Here is an 8,837-nt window from a genome sequence, read left to right as displayed (position 1 = left end):
TTGCCCCCGGAGAGCCGCGGTCGTGCGCGTCTCGCTCTGGTGAATGGGCATGATTTTGGAAAGGTACACTTCTGGAATGACCCCAGAGAGCAGGGCGCAAAAAGTCCCTGTTACGGCCGAAAGCCGTCGCCTGGAGAGCCACTGTATAGGGGGGGTATCTGGGTAACCGACGGACTTGTCGGGACTACTTCCGCACCTGACGGGAGGACCGGTCTGGGGCCGGCCTAGTTGGTCGGGGAATTCCAATTCGAAACTTTGGCACTCGTTTGTTGCGGTGCCTATGAACGGGGTGTTTTTGGAAAGGTACACTTCTGGAATGGCCCCAGAGAGCAGGGCGCAAAAAGTCCCTGTTACGGCCGAAAACGGTCGCCTGGAGAGCCACTCTCTTGAGGGGGTATCTGGGTAACCGACGGACTTGTCGGGACTACTTCCGCACCTGGCGGGAGGGCCGGTCTGGGGCCGGCCTAGTTGGTCGGAGTGGCAGGATTTGAACCTGCGACCCCCGCGTCCCGAACGCGGTGCTCTACCAGGCTGAGCCACACTCCGACTTTAGGGAAGCGACCGTATAGAGGAGGGTCTGGCGCCTAGCAAGCGGCCCTTGACGCCATGGTGCTCAGGGGCGTTGCATCGCGTGGGCGGCTGCGCTATTTCCCCCGCTCCCGAGGGGTCAACCCCTTGGCGAATCCCGTTCCTGCTGGGGAATGGTGTAATGGTAACACAGCGGTTTTTGGTACCGTCATTCTAGGTTCGAGTCCTAGTTCCCCAGCCAACGCCCCCTCAGAGCGCGATCCCCGCCGTATCCGGATCGCGCGTGTCGCCACCGTTGAGCGGCTTCTGCATCCAGACGATGTCCACCCAGCGGCCGTGCTTGAAGCCGAAGCTCTTGCCTATGCCCCGGTGTTCGAAGCCCAGCGCTGTGTGCAGACCGATGGAGGCGGCGTTGCCGCTATCGCCGATCACGGCCACCAGCTGGCGCGCGCCCTGGGCCTCACACGCTGCAATCACCGCCGACAGCACCGCGCGGCCCACGCCACGGCCGACTGCGTCGGGAGCGATGTAGACGCTGTCCTCAAGGGTGTATCGATAGGCCTGTCGCAGCCGGAAGGGGCCCGCATAGGCAAAACCCAGCACCGCGCCAGCGTCCTCGGCGACCAGATATGGCAGGCCCAGATCGATAATCGCGCGGCGTCGGGTTTCCATATCCGCCGCTGATGGGGGAACTTCCTCGAAGGTGCCGAACCCGTGCAGCACATGATGGCCATAGATGGCCGCCAGCGCCTCGGCATCTCCGGACCTGGACGCCCGGATAATCATGTTGCTTTCCAGCCTCCGTCCAGCGCCCAGATGGCGAAGGCGTAATCCAGCGCGATCTCCTTGAGAAAGTCGAAACGGCCTGATGCGCCGCCATGGCCCGCCTCCATGTTGATCCTGAGCAGGATCGGGGCGTCGCCTGTGGTGTTTTCACGCAGTCTGGCTACCCACTTCGCCGGCTCCCAGTAGGTGACGCGGGGGTCCGACAGGCCTCCGGTCGCCAGGATCGGCGGATAGGACTGGGCCGAGACCCGATCGTATGGGCTGTAGCTCTCGATCAGATCGTAGGCGGCAGCGTCCTCGATGGGGTTGCCCCACTCGGGCCACTCGGGTGGGGTCAGGGGCAGGGTGGTGTCGCTCATGGTGTTCAGTACGTCTACGAACGGCACGGCGGCGATCACGGCGCCCCACAGATCGGGTCTCAGATTGGCCACTGCGCCCATCAGCATGCCGCCGGCCGAGCCGCCATAGGCCGCGATCCGCCCCTTGGTCGCATAGCCCTCGGCGATCAGGTGTTCGCCGCAGGCGATGAAGTCGGTGAAGGTATTCGGCTTCTTTTCCTTGCGGCCATCAAGAAACCAGCCCCAACCCTTGTCCGAGCCGCCCCGGATGTGCGCCACGGCCCAGATCCAGCCGCGATCCACCAGGCTGAGATTGCGGATGGAGAAGCTGGGGTCCATGGCGTGGCCGTAGCTGCCATAGCCATACAGGAGCACCGGTGCCGATCCGTCCTGCGGCGTGTCCTTGAGCATCAGCAGCGTGATCGGCACCTCTGCGCCGTCCGCAGCCCGAGCCAGCAGTCGTCGCGCCACATAGCGGGCAGGGTCGTGGCCCGAGGGAATTTCCTGGGTCTTGCGCAAGGTGCGTTGGCGGCTGGCAAGATCATAGTCGAACGTTTGCCGTGGCGTGGTCGGCGACTGGTAGACAAAACGGCTGAGGGTGGTCTCGTACTCGTAGCCGGTCTCCAGATTCAGCGCGTAGGCCTCCTCGTCAAAGCTGACGATGTGCTCTGCTCCGTCGCGGGCCATCACCACCAGGCGGTCCAGCGCATTGACGCGCTCGGCGCGGACGAGGTGGCCGGAATAGGCAGCAAAGCCCGTGATGTAGTGGCCGGGCGTGTGCGCGATCCAGTCACGCCAGCTGGCCCTGGCGGGGATGGCCGCGTCGGATACGCACAGTTTGAAATCCACGGCCCCGTCGGCGTTGGTGCGGATCACCCAGCGGTCGGTCCAGTGATCCAGGCTGTACTTGATCCCCACACGGCGAGGCTCGGCCACTATGGGTGCTGCGGTCGGGTCGCGCGCCGGGATCAGCCAGATCTCGGTGGTCTCCTGATTGCCCACATGGATCAGGATGTGGCTGTCGTCAGACGCGGCGCCTACCCCCAGGAACATGCCGTCGTCGGCTTCCTCATAGACCAGCACATCCTCGCCGCCACGGGCGGGGCGGCGGAAGATCCTGGCAGGGCGGGCGTTTTCATCGCGCCAGATCCAGAAGATCCACTGGCTGTCCGGTGAGAACGTGAAGTCGCCATAGGCGCTCTCGATCGGCGTTCCCAACACCTGACCGTCGGCCAGCGACTTGATGTGGATCGTGAAGTATTCGGAGCCCTGTTCATCCACCGCCCAGGCGTAGAGGGCGTGGTCGGGACTGTGGCTGGCGGCGCCCACCTGATAGTAGGCCTTGTCCTTTGCCTCGGCGTCCTCGTCGAGAAGCACCTCTTCGCCGGCCTCCGCGCCTCGCGGCCGGCGGGCGTGGACAGGGTGTTCCGCGCCCAGGCTATAGCGGGTGTAGTAATCGTAGGCGCCATCCGGCGACGGAACGGAACTGTCGTCCTCCTTGATTCGCCCCTTCATCTCGGCGAACAGCGCGGCCTGCATCGCCTCTGTGTCGGCCAGCATCGCCTTGGTCCAGGCGTTCTCGGCGTTCAAGTGGTCCCGAATGTCGGCGCGCAGCAGGGCGGGATCGCGCAGCACCTGTTGCCAGTTGTCGTCCTTCATCCAAGCGTAGTCGTCGGTACGGGTGCGTCCGAGCTGCCGGGTGATGTGGGGCCGGCGGGCGGCGATGGGGGGGCTGGGGCGCTTCATGGCGTCTAGATGCGGCGCCGCGACCCCCGGCTCAAGCGGTCGCCGCAATTCAGTGTTTGCGCATCAGGGTGCGGGGCACGTATTGCGCAGGTGTATTTCTTACGAGGACCTCATGGTCATGGATCTCGCCGTGGAGCTCATCCACGCGACCGTTCAGCTGGAACAGCAGCAGACGGACGGCACCCGGACAGTCGGCACCGGCTTTCTTGTCCAGGCCCCGGGCCCGGATGGCGCGGCGCGCACGGTGTTGGTGACGGCCAACCACGTATTCCAGAAGATGACGGGCGCCGACGCCCGCATCGGCTACCGCACCTCCAACAAGGACGGCTCATGGCAGTATGCGCCGAAGCCACTGAAGATACGCGATGCCGACGGCGCCGAGCTCTGGACCCACCATCCGACCCGCGATGTGGCGGTGATGACGATCAAGGCGCCGGAGGCCTTCGCCCGGGCGGCAATGCCACTGCAATACCTGGCGGGCGACGAAACCTTCAGCCGGTATCAGATCCAGACCGGCGACGAGATGATGGCTCTGGGTTTCCCCCGCGGGCTTTCGTCAAACGGGGCAGGGTTCCCGATCCTGCGGTCGGGGCGGGTGGCGTCCTACCCCCTGGCGCCCGCGAAGATCTTCCCGACCTTCCTGCTCGACTTCTCGGTGTTCCCCGGCAACTCCGGTGGTCCTGTATTCGTCAGCCGGGCCCTGACCAAGGACGGTCCGGTAGAGGTGGATGCGGTCGATGGCGGCGGCGAGGACGACGGATTCATCGCCGGCCTGCTGACCCAGCAGGTGGAACTCAACAAGGAACGTCTGGAAATCGGAATCGTCACCCACGCCCAGTATGTGCGCGAAACCATCGCCCTGTTGGCAAATCCTGTGGCGACGACGCCCATGGCTGGCGCGGAGCCTGCGGATGAAACAAAGGCCGCATCCGCCGATCAGGCCGCGGAAGAATAGGCGGTAGCTCCTGATCGGAGCCACCGCGCAAGTATTCAGCCGCCGTAGATGATCGACATCGTCTCAGCGATGCAGGCGGGCTTGGCCTCGCCCTCGATCTCGATGGTGCACTCATTCTTGAGTTGCATGCCGCCAGCCTTGGCTTCGGCGCCGATCAGCTTCTGGCGCATACGCACGCGCTTGCCCACGCGCACCATGTTGATGAAGCGCACCTTGTCCGAGCCATAGTTGATGCCGCGGGTCACGCCCTTGACTGGCAGCATGCCGGCGCCCAGGAACGGGATCAGCGACAGGGTCAGGTAGCCGTGGGCGATGGGGCCTCCCATCTCCCTCGTGGCGCGCTCGACGTCGACATGGATCCACTGGTGGTCGCCCGTCGCTTCGGCGAATTTGTTGACCCGGTCCTGATCGATCAGCACCCAGTCCGACACGCCCACCTCCTGGCCGATCATTCCGGGCAGATCCTTGATTTCGACGGGGTTCATGCGCTCTCGCTCCCTTGGCGTTTGAAACTTGGGCTACGCTCTAGCATCTGTTCCGGCGAGGGCAAGACGGCGCGGTTCAGGCATCCGACGGGAGACCGTCGAAGATCAAGACCTCGCTCTGGCTGCTGGCCTGCCGCAGGGCCAGCAACGGCTGATACTCCGGCGACCCGTAGAAGGCCCTGAGTGTCGCCATACCCGGAAACTCGAGCAGAACGGTGCGTTTGAGGCGCCGTTCGCCCTCCAGCACTTCCGCCGCCCCGCCCCGGGCCAGATAGCGACCGCCGAACCGGGCGATCAGGTTCGGCACGACGCGCCTGTAGGCCTCGAAACCCTCCGGGTCCGTAACGTCGATTTCGGCAAGCAGGTAGGCGGCCATGATGGCCCTCCTCAGACGATCTTCGAGCCTTCCTTGCCCCAGTAGGCGTCCCGGATCAGGCGCTTGTAGAGTTTGCCTGTCGGGTGGCGGGGCAGTTCGGCCATGAAGTCGATCACGCGGGGCGATTTCACGTGGCTGAGGTGCTGGCGCGAATAGGCCATCAGTTCGTCGCGCAGCGCATCGCCCGCGTCGGCCCAGTCCAGGGGCTGGATCACCGCGATCACCTGCTCGCCCATCTCCTCGTGCGGCCCACCCACCACGGCGGCGTCGGCCACCTTGGGGTGGCCGATCAGCACGTTTTCCAGCTCCTGGGGGTAGATGTTCACGCCGCCGGAGATGATCATGAAGCTCTTGCGGTCGGTGAGGTAGAGATAGCCTTCCTCATCCAGCCAGCCCACATCGCCCAGTGTCGTCCAACCGTGCTGGTTGGTGCTCTCGGCAACCTTTTCCGGGGCGTTATGGTAGCTGAGCGGCGGGCCACCGGAGAAATAAACGCCGCCTTCGGTACGCGGCGGCAGGGCCTCGCCGTCCTCGCCACAGATCTTGACTTCTGCGGTCAGGCCACGGCCGACCGAGCCCTTGTGGGTCAGCCATTCGGCGGCGGAGATATAGCAAAAGCCGTTACCCTCAGTGCCCGCGTAGTATTCGTGGATGATAGGTCCCCACCAGGCGATCATCTGTTCCTTGACCGGAACCGGGCAGGGCGCAGCGGCGTGCACCGCCGACTTCAGCGACGAGACATCGTACTTGTCGCGCACGGCCTGCGGCAGCTTCAGCAGCCGTACGAAGTGGGTCGGCACGAACTGGCCACAGTTGACCCTGTAGGTCTCGATATTGGCCAGCATCTGCTCGGGATCGAATTTCTCCATCACCACCACCGTGCCGCCATTGCGGTGTACGCCCATGGTCCAGCGCAGCGGGGCGGCGTGATAGAGCGGCGCCGGCGAGATGTAGATCGAGGGGTTGGGAAACCCGAAGACCTGCGTCGACATGTTGGCCAGCGGGGTTTCCGGATCGATGGGTCCGCCGGTGAGCACCGGCTTCACGCCCTTGGGACGGCCGGTGGTGCCCGACGAATAGAGCATGTCCGAGCCGGCGGTCTCGTCGGCGATCGGCGTGGTCGGAAAGCCGGCGCGTGCAGCCTCAAAGCTGGCGTAAGGCGCCCGGGCATCGCCCACCATGTAGAGCTTCACACCGGGCAGATGCGCCGGCAGATCATCAATCACCGAACCGACGCCCGCCGAGGTGATCAGCACCTGAGCCCCGCAATCGCCCACGATGTATTCCACCTCGCCCGCCGTCAGCTTGGAAGAGATGCAGGTGTAGTAGAGTCCCGAGCGCTGCGCCGCCCAGGCGATTTCGAAGTATCGGGGACTGTTGTCCATGAAAAGCGCGATGACATCGCCCGCCTTCAGCCCTAGCGACCGGAAGAAATGCGCCCCCTGGTTCGAGCGCTCATCAAGCTCGCGATAGGTCACGGTCTCGCCCGTGCCCGCCATGATGTAGGCGGCGCGGTCGGGGTGTGTCTTGGCGAAGCGGGTCGGATGCATGGTCGGCTCGGGCTCCCTTTGCGACCGGTTCTGCGCCGGTCGTTTTGCTTGTGATTGAGAAATGGGGGTCTTGACCTACCGTCCGTCAAGCTGGCGCAAGTCTCCAGAATACAGCTCAGGGAACCCACTCTCATGCCTACCTTCGAAACCCTACTCTACGACGTCGCCGACGGCATCTGCACGATCACGCTGAACCGGCCCGAGAAGCTGAACGCCTTCAACACCCAGATGATGCAGGACATGATCGCGGCGTTTGACGCGACCGACGCCGACGACGCCGTCCGTGTGGTAATCGTCACGGGCGCAGGGCGCGCGTTCTGCGCCGGGGCGGATCTCTCCGCCGGCGCCGAGACCTTCAACTACGACGCCGGCGATGCGCTTCACCGTGAAGCGCGTATGCGTGAGGGCGTACAGCGCGACGGCGGCGGGTTGCTGACCATGCGGATTTTCGAGAGCCTGAAGCCCGTGATCTCGGCTTGCAACGGCGCGGCGGTGGGCGTGGGCGTGACGATGCAATTGGCCATGGATATCCGGATGGCGTCGGACTCCGCCCGCTACGGCTTTGTGTTCGCACGGCGTGGTCTGAATCCGGAGGCCGCGTCATCCTGGTTTCTGCCCCATCTCGTGGGCGTCCAGACGGCGCTGGAGTGGTGTTACACTGGCCGCATCTTCCCGGCGCAGGAAGCCCACGAAAAAGGGCTGGTGCGCTCGCTCCATGCGCCCGACGATCTGCTGCCCGCAGCTCGCGCGCTGGCTCGTGAGATCGCCGACAACACCGCCCCGGTTTCGGTCGCCATCACTCGGCAACTGATCTGGCGGATGGCCGGTGCGGCGCATCCCATGCAGGCTCATCAGGCCGACAGTCGCGGTATCCAGGCGCGCGGCAAGTCGGGTGACGCCCGCGAAGGCGTGAGCTCATTTCTGGAGAAGCGCCCGCCCAACTATCCGGACAAGGTCTCCACCGATCTGCCGGACATCTGGTCGCACTGGACCCCGCCGACATTCAGCTAGACGTCCATACGGCCCCGCGGGACTTACTCGCGATGGTGCTTCGATACTTCACGCAGCATCGCGCTCTCTTGTTTTCGTGACAGTCGAATGCCGGTTTCTCTGGTTTCAGGTTGTGCGACTGTAGCGATGCGGTTAAGGACCTCAAATCACGACAGTGAATCGGGCAACAACGCCCTCAGCGAGCAAGCGTTCGGAACAAGAAAAGACATGGACGATAAGTCGGAAGTCATCGAAATGACCGCGGACATTGTTTCCGCCTATGTGGGCAATAACTCGGTGTCGGCTGCCGACTTGCCGGGTCTGATCCAGAGCGTTCACCGAGCGCTGGCAAGTGTGTCCACCGGGACCGAGACCGTTGAGGTTGCGCCCAAGGAACCGGCCGTTCCGATCCGCCGCTCTATTACGCCTGACTATCTGATCTGCCTGGAAGATGCGCGGAAGTTCAAGTCGCTCAAGCGCCATCTGCGGACCAAGTACAACATGAGCCCCGAGGAATATCGGGCCAAGTGGGGTCTGGCCAAGGACTATCCGATGGTCGCCCCCAACTACGCCAAGGCACGTTCCGATCTCGCCAAACAGATGGGTCTGGGACAGGGCGGCCGCCAGGCGCCGAAGAAGAAGACCCGCTAATCCCGGGACTCAGGATGAGCGAACGCCCGCCGGCTCCGGCGGGCGTTTTGCGTTTTTGAGACGCTGTCGCAGAAAAACAGCCGGATCTGGACTTTGCGCTTGCCGCCGATTCGCGGGTCAGGCGATATGTGATTCGTCATGAATCCAAGCCGTTATTAGGAACTTCGAAGATGGCGGCGCAGATCGGAGCCCCTGCTGCGGCCATTCGCGCCCATGAGGAGCTCTATGCCTACTGGAGTTCGCTGAAGGCGGGCGCGGGTCTGCCTATCCGCCGACGGCTGGATCCAGGCGGCATCAAACGTCTGCTGCCCACTGTCAGCCTTACAGAAGTGATCGCCGGCGAGACCTTGGACTACCGGTTCCGGCTGGCCGGGACGGGGCTCTACAGCGTCTACGGCCGCGAGATCACGGGCCGCCGTCTCTCCGAGGTCT

Annotated in this window: 9 protein-coding genes and 2 tRNA genes; 5 read left to right on the top strand and 6 right to left on the bottom strand. The window is 64.1% G+C overall.

Going from position 1 to position 8,837, the window contains the following annotated elements:
- Window positions 1-469: 469 nt before the first annotated feature.
- Window positions 470-546: transfer RNA gene (locus ACIQ42_RS11845), tRNA-Pro, on the bottom strand.
- A 149-nt stretch (window positions 547-695) separates the two neighbouring features.
- Here ACIQ42_RS11845 and ACIQ42_RS11840 point away from each other — a divergent pair.
- A tRNA-Gln gene (locus ACIQ42_RS11840) sits at window positions 696-769 on the top strand.
- 8 nt (window positions 770-777) lie between these two features.
- Here ACIQ42_RS11840 and ACIQ42_RS11835 read toward each other — a convergent pair.
- Both ACIQ42_RS11835 and ACIQ42_RS11830 read right to left on the bottom strand, forming a co-directional pair.
- Entirely contained in the window at window positions 778-1,314 is a 537-nt protein-coding gene (locus ACIQ42_RS11835; protein ID WP_397422393.1) for a GNAT family N-acetyltransferase, read from the bottom strand.
- Complete coding sequence (locus tag ACIQ42_RS11830) at window positions 1,311-3,398, bottom strand: S9 family peptidase (RefSeq protein WP_397422392.1); 2,088 nt, start codon at window positions 3,396-3,398, stop codon at window positions 1,311-1,313. The genes ACIQ42_RS11835 and ACIQ42_RS11830 overlap by 4 nt, the downstream gene beginning before the upstream one ends.
- 118 nt (window positions 3,399-3,516) lie before the next feature.
- Between ACIQ42_RS11830 and ACIQ42_RS11825 the strand changes: the two genes are divergently transcribed.
- The gene (locus ACIQ42_RS11825) at window positions 3,517-4,353 is read left to right on the top strand and encodes a serine protease (RefSeq protein ID WP_397422391.1); all 837 of its coding nucleotides are present in this window, start codon (window positions 3,517-3,519) and stop codon (window positions 4,351-4,353) included.
- Window positions 4,354-4,388: 35 nt separating this feature from the next.
- Here ACIQ42_RS11825 and ACIQ42_RS11820 read toward each other — a convergent pair whose 3' ends face one another.
- From ACIQ42_RS11820 to ACIQ42_RS11810, 3 genes are all read right to left on the bottom strand, one after another.
- A complete protein-coding gene (locus tag ACIQ42_RS11820; RefSeq protein WP_397422390.1) occupies window positions 4,389-4,838 on the bottom strand; it encodes a MaoC family dehydratase in 450 nt (149 codons plus the stop codon).
- A 76-nt stretch (window positions 4,839-4,914) separates the two neighbouring features.
- Complete coding sequence (locus tag ACIQ42_RS11815; protein WP_397422389.1) at window positions 4,915-5,214, bottom strand: DUF1330 domain-containing protein; 300 nt, start codon at window positions 5,212-5,214, stop codon at window positions 4,915-4,917.
- Between the two features lie 11 nt (window positions 5,215-5,225).
- Window positions 5,226-6,764 (bottom strand): acyl-CoA synthetase, encoded by a 1,539-nt coding sequence (locus ACIQ42_RS11810; protein ID WP_397422388.1) that lies wholly within the window; start codon window positions 6,762-6,764, stop codon window positions 5,226-5,228.
- Window positions 6,765-6,896: 132 nt separating this feature from the next.
- Between ACIQ42_RS11810 and ACIQ42_RS11805 the strand changes: the two genes are divergently transcribed.
- From ACIQ42_RS11805 to ACIQ42_RS11795, 3 genes are all read left to right on the top strand, one after another.
- Complete coding sequence (locus tag ACIQ42_RS11805; protein ID WP_397422387.1) at window positions 6,897-7,775, top strand: crotonase/enoyl-CoA hydratase family protein; 879 nt, start codon at window positions 6,897-6,899, stop codon at window positions 7,773-7,775.
- A gap of 207 nt (window positions 7,776-7,982) precedes the next feature.
- Complete coding sequence (locus tag ACIQ42_RS11800) at window positions 7,983-8,405, top strand: MucR family transcriptional regulator (RefSeq protein ID WP_397422386.1); 423 nt, start codon at window positions 7,983-7,985, stop codon at window positions 8,403-8,405.
- A gap of 170 nt (window positions 8,406-8,575) precedes the next feature.
- Window positions 8,576-8,837: PAS domain-containing protein (locus ACIQ42_RS11795; protein ID WP_397422385.1), on the top strand; the 262-nt coding region annotated here is incomplete at its 3' end.

Source organism: Phenylobacterium sp., assembly GCF_044372605.1.
Taxonomy (GTDB): domain Bacteria; phylum Pseudomonadota; class Alphaproteobacteria; order Caulobacterales; family Caulobacteraceae; genus Phenylobacterium.
This window is presented reverse-complemented; position numbering and strand designations above follow the sequence as displayed.

Excerpts from the sequence above, each read along its gene's own strand:
- ACIQ42_RS11830 (WP_397422392.1), bottom strand. The coding sequence starts at position 3,398 with ATGAAGCGCCCCAGCCCCCCCATCGCCGCCCGCCGGCCCCACATCACC.
- ACIQ42_RS11835 (WP_397422393.1), bottom strand. The coding sequence starts at position 1,314 with ATGATTATCCGGGCGTCCAGGTCCGGAGATGCCGAGGCGCTGGCGGCC.
- ACIQ42_RS11810 (WP_397422388.1), bottom strand. The coding sequence starts at position 6,764 with ATGCATCCGACCCGCTTCGCCAAGACACACCCCGACCGCGCCGCCTAC.
- ACIQ42_RS11815 (WP_397422389.1), bottom strand. The coding sequence starts at position 5,214 with ATGGCCGCCTACCTGCTTGCCGAAATCGACGTTACGGACCCGGAGGGT.
- ACIQ42_RS11800 (WP_397422386.1), top strand. The coding sequence starts at position 7,983 with ATGGACGATAAGTCGGAAGTCATCGAAATGACCGCGGACATTGTTTCC.
- ACIQ42_RS11805 (WP_397422387.1), top strand. The coding sequence starts at position 6,897 with ATGCCTACCTTCGAAACCCTACTCTACGACGTCGCCGACGGCATCTGC.
- ACIQ42_RS11825 (WP_397422391.1), top strand. The coding sequence starts at position 3,517 with ATGGATCTCGCCGTGGAGCTCATCCACGCGACCGTTCAGCTGGAACAG.
- ACIQ42_RS11820 (WP_397422390.1), bottom strand. The coding sequence starts at position 4,838 with ATGAACCCCGTCGAAATCAAGGATCTGCCCGGAATGATCGGCCAGGAG.